A 17660-nucleotide genomic window follows, 5' to 3' on the forward strand; every position below is an offset into this window, starting at 1 on the left:
CTCGCTTCCGGCAGGCGGGCGTCGGCAGCGGCCGGCCGCGCCATTCGCAGTGGCACAAGGCTTGGCGCATCCGGTGAGGGATGCGCCAAGCGGTCGCTCAGTCGTCGAGGATGCCGGCATGGCCCTGACCGGCGGGCAGATCCACCTGGCCACCGGCGATGCCCTTGGTTTCGACGCTCACGGCGCCGAGTTCGACCACGTCGTCACGACGCTCTTCGCTGGTACGTTCCATTTCGTCTTCTCCTTTTCGCTGCCCTAATGCAGCACAGGAAAAGTATGATGACGCCGGTTCAGACGCGAACTTATATTGTCCCAGATTGAGAGTCGGTCGGCGGGAATGGGAGGTACTATTGCTGATCGGCAAGGCCGTATCTTGCGCCTTGTCCACGATACGATCGCTAAACATGTCCTGATGGTATCATCTTGTGGAGTGTTGGGCTCAGTCGGATGCGCTTGCGGTGATAGCGCGCCATCGCCTGGCGCGCCGCGCTCACAGCCTCGCCTTCGATTGTGACCATGAGCTGCGACAGCTCGTCGCGAAGACCGGGGAGCAGACGATGCTCCAGCGCCCGGGCGCGGGCGAGGGCCTGCGACGCTGCGGTGAGCGCGTCCTCGAGTTCCGCATTGCCGGCGTCCGATGCCAGAACGGCGAAGAGGGCGCTGGTCGCGGTGGCGAGCTGATCCGGCCGACCCAGGTCGCGCCGGAGCGCGCCGATGCGCGCCTTTGCCGGCTGGGAGACGCCGGTGCCAAGCCCAAGCTGCATCAGTTGGCCATGCCATTGGTAGAGGGTTGCCAGCCGCGCGGGACTGAGCGGCCGAACGCGGAAACCGCCCCCCGGCAGCAGGTCGACGAACCGCTCACCGACCAGCCGATTGAGAGCGTCGCGGACAGGGGTCGCACTGGTGCCGAATGCGTCCGTCAACTGGCCGAGCTTGAGCACCTGGCCGGGCAAGAGTGTGCCTTCGACGATCTCGCGCCGCACACGCCGATAGACGTGATCGGCCGTCGCAGGCTCAGGGGCCATCAAGCTGCTCCTTCGCGGATAACGATGCATCGGTGTTCTGTCTTGTGATCAGGCTGCCACCTGGCGGGCGCTTGCCACCGTCTCGCGCCCAGGTTGTGCCGGTCATGCCTGCTGCGCCGCTGATTTGCCGGCATGTGGTTGCGACCGCGTGCTATGGCGTCATACGGGTCGCGTCCTGTCGGCCGGTTCCGCTCCAGATCTGCAGCAACTGGTCCAGCAGCCGGCATGTCTTCTCCCGGCCTTCCGGTGTCAGGCGGACGCGCCTGTAGCGGTTGTCGCGCCGGGTCGCGCTGCCATCGCTGTCCGGGGCCGCGCCGCGACGGCTGCTCACCAGGCCGCGCCGCTCCAATTCGCCGATCTTGCGATGTGCTGTCGACGGCGGCGCCTGCAACGCGAGGCACAGGCTCCACGCGTGGAGCTGGCGATCTTCGCACTCGGCGAGATAGAGCTCCGCCAGCATGTCGAGGCGCAGGGTCGCGGCAAAACCGTTCCCAAAGCAGGCGCCGGTGGCCTCGCGCATCCTGGCAAGGATGCGACATGCCTCGGCTCGCATGGCCGGCCCTGGCGATCCGCTCAACGCGGCCATGCCCACGCCTCGTGGCCTGGCCAGCCAGGTTGCGTCCCGTCCTCGGACGCGGACGGATCGAATCGGGTGCAGTTGTCCGATCCGCGCTTCACTGTCGCGGCGTGGTTGGGTCCAGAGACGGCGAGCCCTGCCATCGCGCCGCTCTGGTCGCTTGCCCATCGACTGTGCCACGACGGCTGCGCCGATGGTGGCGCTCGGTCCCGATGACGAGCAGCGACAGCATCGGGTAGGCGAGTTTGCCGAGGATGAACCAATAGGCGAGCGGCAGGATATCGGACGCGAAGGCGCGCGATGCGTGGGCGCCAAGCGCCAGGCACTGGATCGCCGCGATCCACAGCGGCCAGAAGCGGTTCGCGGTGAGCGCGATGAAGAACAACACGGCAAAGAGCGCCGTGTCGATCCAGACCAACTGCCACTGCACGGTGCGGAACGGCAGCGGCGCCTTCAGGTTCGTCAGGCTTGTCGCGATGGCCGCCAGCAGCATGGCCACTGCCGCATAGCGTTCCGGCGCGCCTCCGCGCCAGCCGGCATGGATCGTGACCGCCGCGATCAGGAGGAGGAACACGATGATCTCGGTCATCGGGGACTCGCAAGGTCGGCACCACGCTCGCTCATCCGCTTCCCCCCGATGGCATTTTGAGCGTCGCACTCGCGGGGGGCTTGAGGACGTCGCCAAACGCATCCACGTCGATTCCCAGCTTGCGCCCCAGCGCTTCCAGCATGCGGTGGGCCTCGGCAATATGCCCGAGCGCATTCGAGGTCTGCAGCTGGGCATGGCTGATGGCGGTGAGGACCTGATGGCCGGCGAGGGGAGACAGATTGCCCCCGACTTGCGCGAGGATGGCCGAGGTCGACAGCTCGCCGCCTTTCGCGAACAGCGCCTGGAGCAGCTTCTCATAGGCGTGTAGGTCGCCCGCCAAGGCGGCAATGCCAGGTGCCGGGCCCGGTGCCGGTTTGCACTGGCCGGCCTCAGGCTTCCGCAAGAAGCCGGGAGAGGACTTCGAGCCCGACGGCGAGCATGCCGAAACTTGCGGCGCCGGCGAGGACGATGAGGATGAACCAGAACAGGCGGTGGATAGGTCCGAGGTCATTGCGCTGTGCTCCCTTGTAGCGGAAGGGCAGCAGGACATGCCATTCGCCGACCTGCATCCCTGGGTCGGGCAGTGGGGGATCGTCCAGGCTGGCCGCTACCCCCGGAGTTTCGCCCTCGATTTTCCCGGGGGTCGTCCCATCGCGGCCGCCGTAGAGCAGTTCGGCGGCGCGACGGCGGTTCGGCGCCCCCAGGATCGCCACCGCTTCGGCGATGTAGGAATCCACCGTGCCGACGCCGATGCCCAGCGCGATGGCGATTTCCTTGGACGTCCGCAGGTGAAAGACATGCCACAGGCATTCGCGGTGCCGTGGAGAAAGGCGAAGTGCGAGCGTGTCCACGGCGTCCGTCATTGCGGCGACCTTGGCACGTCGGGCCGGAGACGATGACAAGCGAGGGTCTGCGCAGGCGCGGCGATGGGCCTCCCAGGCATCTTGTCAGATGTCGTTCGCACCTGCTTTGCACCTCCTTCCGCCCGTCTGCGCGCAAGCGGTCTGCGGTATCTTTGGCAACCAAACCAACCCCTTGCCGCGAAGGACGAACACCATCGCGAGCCGGTGACGGATCGGGGAATTGCCCTTTTCCAACCCGCTCCCGCCGCCGCGCAAGGCCAGCGACACCCGCCGGACAAGGTCGCGCGCCCAAAAGTGGCAAGCTCGGGATGAGATGAGCCGAAGACTCGTCCTGCCTCCGTCGCTGCGGATGATTCGGGCTTGGGCGGTCGGCTCCCACCGCTCCGCAGCGACATGGCAACCGGAACGCGCGAGTGATGGGATCGGGACGGATTGCACCGTCGTTGGCTTCGCCTCCGGTATGCGCCGGGAGCGCGGCCGGTATCGGCGTGATCGGCCGCCGCAGACAGCCCGTGGGGAAATGCCCCACGATCTTCGGGGGGTGACGCGCGCCCGCCTCGGGGACGATGAGCGCATGCGGCGCGGGGCGTGCTGGGTGATGCGGCCGGCATCCCTAGCGGACCCTGGGCGCGTCATCACGGCAAAGGGGGGTGCATGCACGGGCTGTCTACAAGCCTGTTCTTCGCGATGGATGCCGGCGTCCTGCCGGTACCGCCGCCTTGCGCGTCTCGCGCGCGCCTGGTTGCGCGGTCGCGGGCTCTGCCTGGCCCAAGACCATGAGCGGCAGCGTCTTGGCGCAGCGCATCGCGGCTTTGTCACGTCGCGGGCGCGCCGGGCTTGCCTGGGAAGTCTTGCGACGCGACCCGGCCTATCGCGCCGCCTGGCACAGTGCGATGGGGCTGTCGCGTGGCTTGGCCGGTGGGATCGACCGATCGGCCGCTGCGCCCGGGACCAACCTGGCCCGCCGCTGGGGGCTGCACTTTTGCCGCTGATCCGGGGGCGGATTCTACCCAGGTCGTGCCGGTCTGGTCGGTCGAGGCGGATCCTTGCGTCCTGCGCGCACGGATCGTGTCGCAGCAAACGGGCGCGTCGTTGCTCTTCGACGCCCGGGCCCGCAGCGCGCGGCGCATTGCGGACGCGGAAGGGGAGCACATCGCTTTCGACTGCGAAGGCGATGTCGCCCGCATCGATCTCGTCGCGGGACATCTGCCCACACGCCCCGTGTTGCTTGGTTTCGAGATCGTCGCCGACGCACGGCTCGGGCGGCAGCTCGCCGCCCTGCGCCGCATCTATCTTTCGGCCAGAGCCTGCGCGCAGCCGCAGCGCCTGCGCCGCCAGCACCTGGCGCTGCTTGCCGCCGATGCCCGAGCTTCGGGTGCGAGCCTGCGCGAGATTGCCGACCTTGTCCTGGGACCGGGCGACTGGCCCGGGGCCGGCGAGCACCGCAAGTCGCTGGCCCGCCGGCTGGTGGCGGCCGGGTCCGCCCTCTGCGCCGGCGGGCCAGCCGTGATTCTGCAATCCTGGCCTGAGGGAAGCCCATGACAGGTCGGCAACCAACCTGACGCACGCCATGTCCCGGGGCGCTTGGCGGGCCTGCGTTGGGAAAAGGCCAGGGCCATGCCTTCGTTTGTCGCGGGAAGGCACGGTGCAAGGCCGCAGGGGGTCTTCGGCGGGGGCACATCGGCAAGGCGGCAGCAACAGGGCCAAATCGACAGGGCCACATCAACAGGGGTGGGGCGCCTCGCGGCATGGCCGCGACCGCGCTCCAGGGCTCACCGGGTTCGCCCCCGAGCCCCTTGGCGGGTCTCGGCCGGACGGTGGCGATCGCTGGCGCACGATCATGGACGCCGCGCGATCCGCGCGGCGGCGTTGTTCGCTTTGCCTCTCCCGGCGCGGCGGAGGTGGCCGGCGCTCCCGCCTAGGCCCGTCGCGGCCAGGGACAACCCCGCCCGCTGCGCTTTGCGCGGGGTGCTCCACGTCCGTTCCGCCCTGACGGTGTCCCTGTCCGCTGCAGCCGGGCCTCTTGGTCGCGTTTCGCCGCCCACCCCCGCCTTCGCGGGGAGGCTTCGTGCCTTTTTCAGGGTGGTTGGAAAGGAACGGTCATGCCGAGATCATCGCGCCACAGTGCGGCCCGCAAGGATCGCAGCGACAACAGGGACGAACGCGCCAGCCTCTATGACGAAGTGACCGCGCGCATCGTCGCGGAACTGGAGGCGGGGCGCTTCCCGTGGGTCCAGCCCTGGGCCAAGGCCGAACAGGCAGGGCTGGGCATCGGGCCCGGCTTGCCGCGCAATGCCGTGACGGCCCGGCCCTATTCTGGCGTCAACATTCTCATCCTGTGGTGCGCCGTCATCGCCAGCGGCTGGCCTTCGCAAGGCTGGCTGACCTTTCGCCAGGCGCGCGAGGCGGGGGGCTGCGTGCGCAAGGGCGAGCGCGGCGTGAGCGTGGTCTATTCCGACCGCTTCACCCCCAAGGCCGAAGCCGAACGCGCCGCGCGCGATGGCGACGAGGCCCAGGCGGTTCCCTTCCTCAAGCGCTTTACCGTGTTCAACGTCGCCCAGTGCGATGGCCTTCCAGCCGGCCTTGGCGGCGATCCCCTGCCATTGCCCGAGTGCGACATTCCGCCTCTTGCCCAATCGGTGATCGCGGCATCGGGCGTCGATTTCCGGGTGGGTGGGGACACAGCCTTCTATGCGCCCGATGCCGACCTTGTCGTCGTGCCGCCGCAGGCCGCCTTCTTCGAGCCGGTCAACTGGCACAGGACCGCGTTTCATGAACTGTGCCACCCGACGGGCCATGCCAAGCGGCTGAACCGCGACCTGACCAACCGCTTCGGCAGCAAGGACTATGCCCGCGAGGAACTCATTGCCGAAATGGGTTCGGCGTTTCTTTGCGCGGCGCTCGGCATTGTCCCGACGGTCCGGCATGCCGATTACCTCGGCGCCTGGCTCGACGTTCTGCGCGAGGACAACCGCGCCATCTTCCGCGCCGCCAGCGCCGCTTCCAAGGCGGCCGACTGGCTGCTGTCCCGCCATCATGCCGCCGCGCGGGCCCGGGAAGACGAAAGGATCGCGGCATGATCCTGCTGCCCGACGATCTGCGCGCGGCCCTGCGCGCCAACGCCATGCGCCATGACGCCGCCATGCGCGGCGGCCTTGCCGAACCCGATTTCCGGCCCGTGCTCAAGCTGTTCAACCCCATGGGCGCAGCGACATGGCTGGCGACCGAACTGGCCGAGGATGGCGATACGCTGTTCGGCCTCGCCGATCTTGGCTTCGGTTGCCCGGAACGCGGTTCCTTCAGCCTTGCGGAAATCGCATCCGTGCGGCTGCCCTTTGGCCTCGCCATCGAACGCGATTGCGCATTTTCGACCGCGCATCCGCTCTCGGTCTGGGACGCCTGGGCGCGCCGTTCCGGCTCGATCCTCGGCGCCCAGGCGATGCTCTGGCGCCTCGGCCCGGATGCGGGCGAGGCACCGGCGGCGCCCGAGTCTCCCCCGTCCTGACGGGGGATGACCCACGGCGGCGCACCGCGCCGCCATCCCCGTGCCGGTCCCGCCACAAACTTGGCAAATCGCGTGACCGGCACCTTGTGCAAGAAAGGTGATGACCCATGAAACTCGACCATATCCCGCTCGACAAGCTCTACGTCGACAAGACCAACATGCGCTTTGGCCGCAAGGCCCCCGATGTCTCCGACCTCCTGCCGACCATCCGCGCGCGCGGCGTCATCCAGGCGCTGCTGGTCCGCCCGCCCGACCCGGATGGCCGCTGCGGCATCGTCGCGGGCAGCCGCCGCTTTCACGGCAGCCGCATCGTCGCGGACGAACGGCGGGAAGCCGGTGACATCGATCCCGATGCGCTGCTCCTGCCGTGCGCGATCCTCGAGGAGGGCGACGATGCCGCCGCCATCGAGGCCTCGATGATCGAGAACATGGCCCGGCTCGATGCCGACGAAGTGCGGCAATGGGAAAGCTTCGCCCGGTTGGTCAGGGAAGGGCGGAGTGCCGCCGAGATTGCCCTCACGTTCGGCTTGCCCGAACTCTCCGTCCGGCGCGTCCTCGCGCTCGGCAACCTGCTCCCGCGCATCCGCGAGCTCTACCGCGCCGAGCGGATCGACCGCGTCACGGTGCGACACCTGACGCTGGCCAGCAAGAGCCAGCAAAAGGCCTGGCTGTTCGGCGGCCAGTCGATCCCGGTGCGCTTCGCGTTGTTCGACCTGGCTGATTTCGGCGGCGCGACCATCGCCGATCTGTTCGGCGAGGATCGCTACTTCACCGACCCCGATGCGTTCTGGGCCGCGCAGCATGCGGCGATTGCCGCCGCGCGCGATGCCTATTGCGCCGCAGGCTGGGCCGATGTCGTCGTGATCCCGCCCACCGAGCACTTCCACGCCTGGGAATACGAGAAGGCCGCAAAGCGCAAGGGCGGGCGGGTCTACATCGATGTGCGCGCAACCGGCGAAGTGACGTTCCACGAAGGCTACATGACCCGGGCCGAAGCCCGCCGGATCGCGCGTGGCGAAGCGGCCCTCTTGCCCGAGGCGCGCAAGCCGTCCCGTCCCGAACTGACCTCCACGCTCCAGACTTATGTCGACCTGCACCGCCATGCGGCGGTGCGGGCCGCGCTGATCGGTCAGCCCGGCCTGGCCCTGCGCCTCATGGTCGCCCACGCCATCGTCGGCTCGCCGCTGTGGAGCGTTCGGCCCGAACCGCAGGCAACGCGCCATGATGCCGTCCGCGAAAGCATCGCAACCGCTCGCGCCGAAGCGGTGTTTGGCGCCGAGCGGCGGGTGGTTCTCGACACGCTGGGCCTTGCTGCCGAAGAACCGACCGTCACCGGCGGCAACGGCGACGACTATGGCGTGGCCGGACTGTTCCTGCGTCTGGTCGCCCTGCCGGACGCGGCCGTGATGCGCGTCCTGCCCATCGTCATCGGCGAAACCCTCGCGGCCGGTTCGGCGGCGGTCGAGGCCGTGGGCGGCGAACTCGGCATTGCCATGGCCGACTGGTGGCAAGCCGATGACGCCTTCTTCACGCTGCTGCGCGACCGGGACGTGCTGGGCCGGATCACGGCAGAGGTGGCCGGCGAGGTGGTTGCCGCTGCCAACGCGGGCGAGAAGGCAAAGACGCTCAGGCAGATCATCGCCGACCATCTCACCGGCGCGCAAGGCCGGGACAAGGTCGCGCGCTGGGTGCCGCGCTGGATGCAGTTCCCGCCCTCGGCCTATACCGAGCGCGGCGGCGTCGGCACGGTTGCCGCCCATGCCCGGGTCGTCGCCGCGCGCCACATGGCTCGTGGCGATGGTTCGGCAGAGCCGGAGGCGGATGGAGAACAGCCGCTGCCCGAGGCGGCGTGATGGGGGCGGGCGGGAGGCATCCCGCCCGCCTTTCCCCTGCCGGAAATTTGCGCCGCGCGGCCTCGCCCAAAGGGCTCGGCCGCGCGGCGATGATGTGTTCGCACCCGCGCTGGATCAGCCGGTGCGGGCGCTTTATGCTGGACCGGCGGCGCTGGCGACGGGCGCGCGCGAGGGCACGGGAGAGCGGCGATGAAGCGGACGGACACCACGGAAATCGCGATGCGGATCGTGATCGACCGGCCCGTACCCGGCGTGCGGCACAGTCTGCAATCCAAAGATGGCCATCCGCTGGACGCCGCACAGTCCAGCGAGGGGGAAGCGCTTGCGTTCGACTTCGCCGTGCGCGTCGGACCCGGCCCCAGGTTCTTTGGTGATCAGGTGCGCGCCGAAGGGCCCATCCGACGCTTCGTCTATGTGCGCGTGGGCCAGGCGGCCGGCGATCCTGCCTCGCCCTGGTCGCGCCGGATGAAGATCGACATCCACGATATCGCGCCGGAGCTGCTCGCGCGCGCGAAGCAAGGTGGGATCATCGTCTCCACCGTCTGTGGCACCGGCAAGGATGGCAGCCCCGCTTGCGCCACGGTCCCCGTGCTGCACCGGGTGCTTGTCGCGCGCTAGGCTGCCGAAACCGGCCGCACGCAGAGCCTGGGAGCGTTCCCCGACGGGCCTTTCCTGAACGGGGATGGGCTGCTCTATCGTGCCAGCGGGCGGGTCCCTTTTTCGCCTGGCCAATGCCGCCCCTGGCCTCTCTTCATGGCTGGTCTGGCGGCGTGCGCGCCTTGTCCGTGCAACGGCTTCGCCCCGGTTTCTTCCCCGCCCTGGCGGGCTCCTCGCGGGCCAAGAAACAGGAGCTATGCCGTCCTGCGCTGGCGCTGCGGCCGTCCCGGTGCACGGCGGCGCGACGCCGCCCGATCGACCGCCATCGAGGCCGCATCGGGCGGCACTCGGATAGGCGAAAAAGGAGATATACCATGGCACAGATCGGCAGTTTCACCCGCAACGAGGACGGCGTCTACAACGGGGAAATCCGCACCCTGACCCTGCGCGCCAAGGCCACGATCCGGCCGGTCGAGCGCGAGCACGACAAGGCCCCCGACCACCGCGTCAGCGCCGGTGGCGTCGAGTTCGGGGCGGGCTGGACCAAGACCGCGCGCGAGACGGGCACCGACTATCTCAGCCTCAAGCTCGACGACCCTTCGCTTCCCGCGCCGATCTACGCGACGCTGACCCCAGGCGAAGGCGGCGCCTTCAAGCTCATCTGGTCGCGCTGAGCCCAACGATCCCCGCGCCGGACGCGGCGCGGGGATGCGGCGGCCCCTGTGTCGAATATGCAGGGGCCGATTGCGACACTCCCCGCGCAGTGTCGGTCCCCGCATCCTCGATATCGCGAACCGGCTGTTCCGGCTCGCATCGATCGAAGGATAGCGACCCATGACAGAAGACGACCAGATCGCCCGGGCGGCGCGCGCCAAGCGCGGCTCGCCTTTCCTCAACACCGAGCAGGCGGCGGCCTACCTCAAGATTTCCGCGCTGCTGCTGCGGCGCATGCGCCGCAACGGCACCGGCCCGGTGTTCCGCCGCCATTGCCGCTACGTCCAGTACCATATCGACGATCTCGATGCCTGGTCGCGCGCGCAGAGCTCGCGGGGACTTGCCAAGTGAGCGGGCGTCGCAACGCGGCACCGGATGCGCCGCTGCTCGCCTGGGGCGAGGCGCTGCGTGCGCGCAAGCAAGCGCGCCGGCGGCAGTGCCGCCGCCTGTTTGTGCTGGGTCTGGGGAGCGGACTGGTCGTGGGATCGGCCCTGCTCCCGCCCGTGCCGTGTCTCGTCTGGAACGCCAGCGCGAGCGCACCGGTCGGGCTCTACTGGCTCAGTCCCGGTACCTCCGCTGCAACCGGCGACATGGTGGTGGCGCGCGTGCCCGAACCGTTCCGCACGCTCGCCGCTACCCGACGCTATCTGCCCCGCAACGTCCCTCTCGTGAAGCGTGTCGCGGCGGAGGCGGGTGATAGGGTCTGCGCGCGCGGTGTCGAGGTCTTGGTCAATGGCAGGCCAGTCGCCACGCGCCAGCAACGCGATGCCCTGGGCCGGGTTCTGCCGTGGTGGCAGGGCTGTCGCGTGCTGCGGCTTGAGCAGGTCTTCCTGTTGATGGACAGCGCGGATTCGTTCGATGGGCGCTATTTCGGGGTGAGCGAGGGCGTCGATCTCATCGGCAAGGCGCGGCTGCTGTGGCGCCGCTGAGATGGGCTTTGGCGCTCCTGGCTTTGGCCGCGCAGGGCTCGGCAAGGGCTGAACCTGCCGGCCAGGACGTGTCACCCACCATCGCCGCCTGGCGGCCCTACACGCGCGAAGCCTCGCGGCGTTTCGGGGTGCCCCTGGCCTGGATCGAGCAGGTGATGCAGGCGGAAAGCCGGGGGCGCACCGTCCAGGGCGGCCGCCCGATCCGCTCGCGGGCCGGGGCCATCGGGCTCATGCAACTGATGCCCGCGACCTGGTCGGCCATGCGCGCGCGGCTCGGGCTTGGCCCCGATCCCGACGACCCACGCGACAACATCCTCGCCGGTACGTTCTTTCTTCGGCTGCTATATGACCACTTCGGCTATCCTGGGCTCTTCGCGGCCTACAATGCGGGACCAGCGCGCTATGCCGCCTACCTGGCGGGCGGTAAGCGCTTGCCGCCCGAAACCATCGGCTATCTCGCCAGTGTCGCACCACAGACGCAAGGGCCGTGGCAGGGCTCGGCAACGGCACGGCCTTCGGACGGGCTCTTTGCCATCCGCCGGCTCCCGGCATCGCTGCCTGCCATGGGCGCCGCGACACCGTCCCAAGCCTCGCTCTTTGTCGCCCTGTCGCAGGGGCAATGACCGGCGCACGCTGGGGCGGGGGAGTGGCCACATCTCAAGGATCTGAAAGGATCCTGCGCGCCAGTGCGGCGCGGGTGCTGCTTTGTCTTTCTCATTTGCATTGCCCCCGAAATCACTGCCTCTGAGCTGCGCCGTTCCGGCAGTTGTCGTCGTTCCTTGGCGCTAGCGGGATGAGGTCTTGTTCGGCACCTGCTAGCGTTTTGTGCTTGGCAAAGCGCCGTTTTCCCGCGATTCTGCACCCATGAAGAGCGACCTCGACCATCTGCCTGCCAGCAAGCAGCGCGACCTGGACCGCGTGGTCCAGATCCTGTTCGAGGAGTTCGCCGCCGCGCACGAGAACGCCACCGCACGGCGGCGCCGGGGGCGTATTCTCAAAGTCATTCTCTACGGCAGCCATGCGCGTGGCGGCTGGGTGGACGAGCCCCATACCGCCAAAGGCTACGTCTCGGATTTCGACCTGCTGGTGATTGTCAATCAGAAGGAACTGACCGACCGCGCCGCCCACTGGACCGCTGCCGACCAGCGACTGATCGAGGAAAAGATCGCCGGCACGCTGCGCACGCCCGCCAATTTCGTCGTCCATACGTGGCAGGAAGTCGGCGATGGCCTTGCCCATGGGCGCTACTTCTTCATGGACATCGCCCGCGACGGCGTCCTGCTGTTCGAGGCCGACGACAGGCCCTTGCCAGAACCCAAGCCGAAGACGCCAGAGCAGGCGCTCGCCATGGCGCAGGAATACTTCGACGAGTGGTTTCCAGGTGCAATGCGCCGGTACGATTTCGTTCGCTTTGGTTTGGAAAAAGGGCACCTCAAGGAAACCGCCTTTGAGCTTCATCAAACTGCTGAAAGTCTTTACCACTGCGTCCTATTAGTCCGCACCTTCTACACCCCACACAACCACAATTTGGCCTTTCTGCGCACGCAGGCCGAGGGGTTGGACATACGCCTCGTTGATGCTTGGCCGCGCGATACACGGCGCGAGCGGGCATTGTTCGAGAAGCTGAAGGACGCCTACGTCAAGGCGCGCTATTCCAAGCACTACAGCATCTCGAAAGAGGATTTGCTGTGGCTCGCAGGCCGGGTCGAGAAGCTCGGCCAACTCGTGCAGGAAGTCTGCCAGGAGCGGTTGGCGCTGCTCGCTGCGGAAGTCCGCGAGGCAGGCTAACTCGTTAGGCGAGGGGAGGTTCTTCGCTGCCTTGCCGAGGGCCCATCAAGCGTCCTCGCGCAACTCAATATCGAGCGTCACTTGCGGCACTTGCTCTTCACCAGCCTTGGCCTCCGGCTGCTGCGTCTGCGTGCCGCCGGACAGCGTGATCCTAGCAATGTTCCCGTCCAAATCGAGTGCCTCGCCCAACCCGTGAGGGGTAATCCTGATCGTCAGCGTACCCTCATTGACGATGCCGAAACGGCACGCATGGCCGCCCGGAATCCAGCGTCCAAGCACCAATGTTCCATCTGAAAACGCCAGCGAAAACCCTTCGACAATCCTGCCTGCCGATACGTCCAAGACCGTCTCGATGTCCCCCGACAATTGCAGGCGATGTCCCGCTTTGGCTTCGATCCGGATGGCCATAGACCGGTCCTCATAGCGACTCATCTGACCAGGCTTGCATAGAACGTGTCGCGAACATCAGGAAGGGCGATGATGGTCGAAGAGAGGGTGGCGGGCAGAGGTTGGCAGGAAGAAAGGCTATGGCAAGATAAAGGCCCCTATCTCGCGATGGGGACTAAGCTGTTGTCTGCACGTCGTTTTGTTTGGAGGTAGGCGGGGTATGCGCCACGTGACTCGCGCCGGTCGCGAGATTCGTGCCGAAGAAACCGTTTCCCTGCAGGCATTTGCCGCGAGACAAAGGTGGAGGCCCTTGCAGCCTCGCGCGCGCCACCCCTGATTGCTGGTTCCGGCAGGAATATCCAGCATCAAGGAAGCGGCAATGGACGATGGGTTCGACGTTTGGCTGGGTCACATCGGCAAGGAACGGCCCATGCGCCATGACCTGCGCCGCGCGGTCAACCAGGCCGGTGGTTCGCGCGTGGCGAAGGGGCAGGCCAAGCCCCGCTTTACCGGCGCCCGGACCGGGCGCGGCGTCGCTGCTGGACGGATGCTTGCCGGTGCGCCGCGTCAGGTAGGCGCGGGCACCCGCCGCGTGGTGGTGAAAGCCCGCTTCGTGAAGCTTGCCGGCAAGGGGTTGAAAGCGGCAAGCGCGCACCTGGCCTACCTGCAGCGCGACGGCACCACGCGCGAAGGTGAGCGCGGTAAGCTGTATGGGCCGGACAATGACCATGCCGACGGCAAGGCTTTCCTTGAACGCGGGGCTGGTGATCGCCACCAGTTCCGCTTCATCGTCGCGCCCGAGGACGGCGAGCAATATGCGGATCTGAAGCCGGTGACCCGTCGGCTGATGGAGCAGATGGAGAAGGATCTTGGCACCCGCCTCGAGTGGGTGGCGGTCGATCACTTCAACACCGGCCATCCTCATACCCATATCGTCGTGCGTGGCGTCGACGAGGCAGGCAAGAACCTCGTCATCGCCCGCGACTACATCAGCCAAGGCATCGCCGCGCGTGCCTCCGAAATCGTCAGCCGTGACCTTGGGCCTCGCACCGAGCATGAGATCGCCGTAGCTAACGCACGCGAGGTGACGCAGGAGTGCTTCACCCGCATAGACCGCCGCCTGCTGCGCGATCTCGACGGACAGGGGCTGGCTTCCGCATGGCATGCCGACCCGGCCGAGCAAGCCTTGCGCGCCGCGCGCCTGGGCACGCTGCACGCGATGGGCCTTGCGGAGAAGGAGGGCAAGGGTCGCTACCGCCTCAATGACGACCTGGAAGCCACGCTGCGGGCGATGGGCAAGCGCGGCGACATCATCGCCACCATGCACGAGCGGCTGCGCGGCCACCCCGAAGTCCTTCCCCAGGACTATGCGATCTACGCCCCCGCCGAGCGCAAGGCCATTGTTGGACGCGTGCTCGACCGTGGTCTCTCCGACGAGCATGGCGATCGCCATTACCTGATCGTCGAGGCGACCGATGGGTGCACGCATTTCGTCGATCTCGGGCACGATCTGGCGGAAGGGGCGATGAAGGATCGGCTGGTCCGGGTGTCTCCGACACCGGTGGCGGTGCGGCCTGCCGACAAGGCCATCGCCGAAGTCGCCGGCGCGAACGGTGGGCGTTACAGCGTGGACCTTCACCTGGCGCATGATCCTTCCGCTACCGATCGCTTTGCCCAGGCCCACGTGCGCCGTCTCGAAGCCCTGCGACGGGATGGCGCGGCCGTACAGCGCGAGCCCAATGGCACCTGGACGGTCGGCCCGGATTACCTCAGCGAAGCGCTTCGCCATGAAGAGCGGCAAGCGCTCCGGCGCCCGGTCACCATCGCGGTGCTGGCCGACCGGCCGCTCGAACAGCTGATCCATCACGATGGCGAGACCTGGCTCGACCGCCAGTGCGTCGCGACCAACCCCGAGCGGCTGCAAGGGCGCATCGGCACCACGATCGGCCAGTCGCTGCAGCAGCGGCGGCAATGGCTGATTGAGCAGGGCCTGGCGGTGCAGGAGGGGGATACGATCCGCTATCGGGCCAATTTGCTGGCGACGCTCCGCCAGCGCGAACTGAACCGTGTCGGAGCCCAGCTCGCGCAGGAGCTTGGCTTGCAGTTCACGCCGCAGCAGGGCAACCATGTCGAGGGCACCTACCAGCGCGCCATTGCCATAGGCGGCGAAAAGTTCGCCGTGATCGCCAAATCACGCGAGTTCACGCTGGTCCCGTGGCGTCCGGTTCTGGAGAAGCAACTGGGTCGTCAGGTCACCGGGACCATCGAGCGCGGCGGCAGCATTGACTGGACCTTTGGGCGGCAACGTTCGGGGCCGCAGATCGGCTGAGCCGTCAAAGCACCCGTCGGGATACCGGAGAGGGTCTGTTGCCAAGCCTATGCGCCGCGCATCATCGCCGGCATGCAAACGCGCAAGACCCGCCACCAGTTCTACCTGCCAGACCATCTTTCGGCGCGGCTGGATGCCATGGCTGCAGAGCCAGGGGCGTCGAAGACGACGATTCTGAGCAAGGCGCTCGGCGCATGGTTTGAGCAAGCCTGCGACGAGCAAACAGGCGCGCAATTCGGCAAAGCGCTTTCCCGGCAGGTGCGCGCCGTCGAGCGGCTCGAGCAACGGCTCGATTACCTGACCGAAGTGCTGGGCCTGTTCGTGCGGCACCAACTGACGCTGACCGCGCATCATCCCGCCTTCGATGCCGAGACGCAGCGCTTGGGCCAGCGCCGCTACGACCAATTCGTCAGGACGGCGGGTGAACTGGCTGCGCGAAAGGTTAAACCCCAGGCCAAGGCCGCCCCATCCAACAGCCAGGAGAACGAGCCATGAGCATTCCCTTCGGGCAGGCCAAGCCCGCTTCCTACAGAGTCGATCCGCTGACGGTCCGAATTCCCGAGGCGTGCCGCCTCACCGGCATCGGCCGTTCGAAGCTCTACGAGCTCATTACCGACGGCAGCATCGAGATCGTCAAGGTCGGGGGCATGACGCTCATCCCCTTCGAGAGCCTGAAGCGGCTGATTGCTGTTGGTCGCGAAGGGCATGGGCTATGACAAGGCGGATGATTCAGTTCAGCGTGTGTGGGATCTTGACGCTTCTCGCCGGCCCGGCGCAAGTAACTGCTGTGCGCTATACAGCGATCGGGGAATGAAGCCGAGCAGTTCGCGGGCGAGATAGCCAATCGGGCCCACCGCCGCGCTACAGCGCCGCCCCGCCTCGCCATGGACCCAGGCGCCCCACAAGGCTGCGTCCAGGCCGGTCGCGCCCCTAGCCAGTAAGGCACCGATGATCCCCGCCAGGACATCGCCCGATCCGCCCGTGGCAAGGCCTGCACTGCCGCCGTTGTATGCGAACAGGTGGCCCTTGGGCGTGGCAATGAAAGTCGTCGGTCCCTTCAGGACGGCGACCGCGTTGAATCGCTTTGCGGCGTGCCGCACCGCGCCGGGGCGATCGGCCTCGATGACGCTGGCTTTGCAGGCCAGCATGGCCGCCATTTCGCCGATATGCGGCGTCAGCACCACATGCCCTGGCGTGGCGGCAAGGTGCTCACGGTGGCACTCCAGCCATAGCAGTGCCGCAGCATCGAGAACGATTCCCTGCAGCGCGGTGACAAGGGCGAGCGTTTGGCGGGCCAGAATGGCTCCATGCTCGCCACACGACATCGCCGGACCGACAACGACGGCATCGGCAGCGCGCACCGCCTCCTCCAGCAGCGCCACCGTTGTTGCAATTTCACCTGCCGGGCTGATGGGCAGGGCCTGCACGGCGGCTTCGGGCACCAGGCAGCCAACTGTGACGGCCGCTGGCGCGATCGTGCCGATGCGGACTTTGCCGGCGCCTGCCCGCAATGCGGCTTCGGCGGTCAATGCCACCCCGCCAGGCACCTGGGCGGACCCACCCAGGACACAGACGCGTCCCCGGCTGTTCTTGTCTGCCGCTTGGGCAATTTCCGGCAGCGGCCTTTGCGCCAGCAAGTCCAGGTCGATACGCTGCGGCGTGGCATCTCGTGCATCAGCCACGCGCACCCACCATGGGATCGGGCGCGCAGGTGGCGGGCGTACCTTCGCGCAGCATGGGAGCCAGTGCATTGTATTTCTGCAAGACGAGACGGCAGGTCGCGGGATCGAAGCCGTACTCGGTCACGCTGCAGTTGGCGATGTCTCCCGCAGCATCGATTGCCAGGATCTGGGCTTCGTCCATCTGCTCCAGGATATAGCGCAGGCACAGGATCACCACCTGGTGGGCCACGATCATGACGCGCTGCCCCGCATAATGCAGCGACACCGTATCGAGCAGCGCCCGCAGGCGGAAAACGACATCGACCCAACTCTCGCCACCGGGCGGACGATGGTAGAATTTCCCAAGGACTTCCCGGAAGCGCGCCTGTTCGGGATGGCAGGCCCTGATGCCTTCCGCCGTCAACCCGTCTAGGATGCCGAATTCCTTCTCGCGCAGGCGCTCGTCGATGCAGATGCCGGTTTCGGGGCTGCAACCGCCAGCGTCGCGGAACAGCCGCGCGGTGTCGACTGCGCGCTTGTAGGGGCTTGCCAGAATGGTGTCCGGATATTCTCCCTCCTCGCCGCTGCCAAACCAGTGTCCCAGGGTTCGGGCCTGCTCCTCGCCCAGCGGGGAGAGCGGCACATCGACATCGCGCTGTGCCAGATCGATGCGGTGATGGCCTGCCTGAAGGGCGAGGGTTCGCGCCAGGTTGCCGGCGCTTTCGCCATGGCGAACCAGCCACAGGGCCTGCGGCCATCGCGCAGCCGAGGCATTTGGGCCTGGCGTGGTATCGTGGGGTGTGGTCATATTGTCCTGGCCGGTGCCTTGGGGCGCAGGAGACA

General features: G+C 67.5%; 23 protein-coding genes. 14 read left to right on the top strand and 9 right to left on the bottom strand.

Annotated elements, in window-relative coordinates; all coding sequences use genetic code 11:
• Positions 1-97: 97 nt before the first annotated feature.
• From FHT19_RS00495 to FHT19_RS00520, 6 genes are all read right to left on the bottom strand, one after another.
• A complete protein-coding gene (locus tag FHT19_RS00495) occupies positions 98-232 on the bottom strand; it encodes a benenodin family lasso peptide (RefSeq protein ID WP_169473295.1) in 135 nt (44 codons plus the stop codon).
• A gap of 166 nt (positions 233-398) precedes the next feature.
• Positions 399-1025, bottom strand: a complete 627-nt coding sequence (locus tag FHT19_RS00500) for a GntR family transcriptional regulator (protein ID WP_169473297.1) — start codon at positions 1023-1025, stop codon at positions 399-401.
• A 151-nt stretch (positions 1026-1176) separates the two neighbouring features.
• Positions 1177-1545 carry a MarR family transcriptional regulator gene (locus FHT19_RS00505; protein WP_248290213.1) on the bottom strand — a complete coding sequence of 123 codons (369 nt, stop codon included), beginning with the start codon at positions 1543-1545 and terminating at the stop codon, positions 1177-1179.
• 154 nt (positions 1546-1699) lie between these two features.
• The gene (locus tag FHT19_RS00510) at positions 1700-2191 is read right to left on the bottom strand and encodes a hypothetical protein (protein ID WP_211184803.1); all 492 of its coding nucleotides are present in this window, start codon (positions 2189-2191) and stop codon (positions 1700-1702) included.
• A 31-nt stretch (positions 2192-2222) separates the two neighbouring features.
• Positions 2223-2531, bottom strand: a complete 309-nt coding sequence (locus tag FHT19_RS00515; RefSeq protein WP_169473298.1) for a hypothetical protein — start codon at positions 2529-2531, stop codon at positions 2223-2225.
• Between the two features lie 49 nt (positions 2532-2580).
• Entirely contained in the window at positions 2581-3054 is a 474-nt protein-coding gene (locus tag FHT19_RS00520; RefSeq protein WP_169473300.1) for a sigma factor-like helix-turn-helix DNA-binding protein, read from the bottom strand.
• Positions 3055-3830: 776 nt separating this feature from the next.
• On the opposite strand from FHT19_RS00520, the gene FHT19_RS00525 reads away from it, so the two are divergent.
• The 11 genes from FHT19_RS00525 to FHT19_RS00575 all read left to right on the top strand — a co-directional run bounded on the left by FHT19_RS00525 (position 3831) and on the right by FHT19_RS00575 (position 12440).
• The gene (locus FHT19_RS00525) at positions 3831-4046 is read left to right on the top strand and encodes a DUF6499 domain-containing protein (RefSeq protein WP_169473302.1); all 216 of its coding nucleotides are present in this window, start codon (positions 3831-3833) and stop codon (positions 4044-4046) included.
• A 25-nt stretch (positions 4047-4071) separates the two neighbouring features.
• Positions 4072-4596, top strand: coding sequence for a DUF2285 domain-containing protein (locus tag FHT19_RS00530; RefSeq protein WP_248290214.1), 525 nt, complete (start codon positions 4072-4074; stop codon positions 4594-4596).
• 560 nt (positions 4597-5156) lie between these two features.
• Positions 5157-6134, top strand: a complete 978-nt coding sequence (locus FHT19_RS00535) for a zincin-like metallopeptidase domain-containing protein (protein ID WP_169473304.1) — start codon at positions 5157-5159, stop codon at positions 6132-6134.
• Entirely contained in the window at positions 6131-6559 is a 429-nt protein-coding gene (locus FHT19_RS00540; protein WP_169473306.1) for a DUF2958 domain-containing protein, read from the top strand. Before FHT19_RS00535 ends, FHT19_RS00540 begins: the two co-directional genes overlap by 4 nt.
• Positions 6560-6666: 107 nt before the next feature.
• Positions 6667-8412, top strand: coding sequence for a ParB N-terminal domain-containing protein (locus FHT19_RS00545; protein WP_169473308.1), 1746 nt, complete (start codon positions 6667-6669; stop codon positions 8410-8412).
• Between the two features lie 189 nt (positions 8413-8601).
• Complete coding sequence (locus FHT19_RS00550; RefSeq protein ID WP_169473310.1) at positions 8602-9030, top strand: DUF5990 family protein; 429 nt, start codon at positions 8602-8604, stop codon at positions 9028-9030.
• A 353-nt stretch (positions 9031-9383) separates the two neighbouring features.
• Positions 9384-9683 (top strand): DUF736 domain-containing protein, encoded by a 300-nt coding sequence (locus FHT19_RS00555; RefSeq protein WP_169473312.1) that lies wholly within the window; start codon positions 9384-9386, stop codon positions 9681-9683.
• A gap of 160 nt (positions 9684-9843) precedes the next feature.
• Positions 9844-10074 carry a helix-turn-helix domain-containing protein gene (locus FHT19_RS00560; RefSeq protein ID WP_169473314.1) on the top strand — a complete coding sequence of 77 codons (231 nt, stop codon included), beginning with the start codon at positions 9844-9846 and terminating at the stop codon, positions 10072-10074.
• Positions 10071-10652 (top strand): S26 family signal peptidase, encoded by a 582-nt coding sequence (locus FHT19_RS00565; protein WP_169473317.1) that lies wholly within the window; start codon positions 10071-10073, stop codon positions 10650-10652. The genes FHT19_RS00560 and FHT19_RS00565 overlap by 4 nt, the downstream gene beginning before the upstream one ends.
• Positions 10640-11275, top strand: a complete 636-nt coding sequence (locus tag FHT19_RS00570) for a lytic transglycosylase domain-containing protein (RefSeq protein ID WP_169473319.1) — start codon at positions 10640-10642, stop codon at positions 11273-11275. Before FHT19_RS00565 ends, FHT19_RS00570 begins: the two co-directional genes overlap by 13 nt.
• A 241-nt stretch (positions 11276-11516) precedes the next feature.
• Positions 11517-12440 carry a HEPN domain-containing protein gene (locus FHT19_RS00575; protein ID WP_169473321.1) on the top strand — a complete coding sequence of 308 codons (924 nt, stop codon included), beginning with the start codon at positions 11517-11519 and terminating at the stop codon, positions 12438-12440.
• 45 nt (positions 12441-12485) lie between these two features.
• Here FHT19_RS00575 and FHT19_RS00580 read toward each other — a convergent pair whose 3' ends face one another.
• Positions 12486-12848, bottom strand: coding sequence for a hypothetical protein (locus FHT19_RS00580; RefSeq protein ID WP_169473323.1), 363 nt, complete (start codon positions 12846-12848; stop codon positions 12486-12488).
• 358 nt (positions 12849-13206) lie between these two features.
• Here FHT19_RS00580 and rlxS point away from each other — a divergent pair, with 358 nt between their 5' ends.
• From rlxS to FHT19_RS00595, 3 genes are all read left to right on the top strand, one after another.
• The gene (gene rlxS, locus FHT19_RS00585; protein WP_169473325.1) at positions 13207-15156 is read left to right on the top strand and encodes a relaxase/mobilization nuclease RlxS; all 1950 of its coding nucleotides are present in this window, start codon (positions 13207-13209) and stop codon (positions 15154-15156) included.
• 72 nt (positions 15157-15228) lie between these two features.
• Positions 15229-15651 carry a CopG family transcriptional regulator gene (locus FHT19_RS00590; protein ID WP_169473327.1) on the top strand — a complete coding sequence of 141 codons (423 nt, stop codon included), beginning with the start codon at positions 15229-15231 and terminating at the stop codon, positions 15649-15651.
• Complete coding sequence (locus FHT19_RS00595; RefSeq protein ID WP_169473329.1) at positions 15648-15872, top strand: helix-turn-helix domain-containing protein; 225 nt, start codon at positions 15648-15650, stop codon at positions 15870-15872. Before FHT19_RS00590 ends, FHT19_RS00595 begins: the two co-directional genes overlap by 4 nt.
• Positions 15873-15890: 18 nt before the next feature.
• On the opposite strand, the gene FHT19_RS00600 is transcribed toward FHT19_RS00595, so the two are convergent.
• Positions 15891-16838 (bottom strand): NAD(P)H-hydrate dehydratase, encoded by a 948-nt coding sequence (locus FHT19_RS00600; RefSeq protein ID WP_248290215.1) that lies wholly within the window; start codon positions 16836-16838, stop codon positions 15891-15893.
• Positions 16831-17625: a histidine phosphatase family protein gene (locus FHT19_RS00605; RefSeq protein ID WP_169474854.1), complete on the bottom strand. Its 795-nt coding sequence runs from the start codon at positions 17623-17625 to the stop codon at positions 16831-16833. Before FHT19_RS00605 ends, FHT19_RS00600 begins: the two co-directional genes overlap by 8 nt.
• Positions 17626-17660: the final 35 nt, after the last annotated feature.

Source organism: Novosphingobium sp. SG919 (assembly GCF_012932495.1).
GTDB lineage: Bacteria > Pseudomonadota > Alphaproteobacteria > Sphingomonadales > Sphingomonadaceae > Novosphingobium > Novosphingobium rhizosphaerae.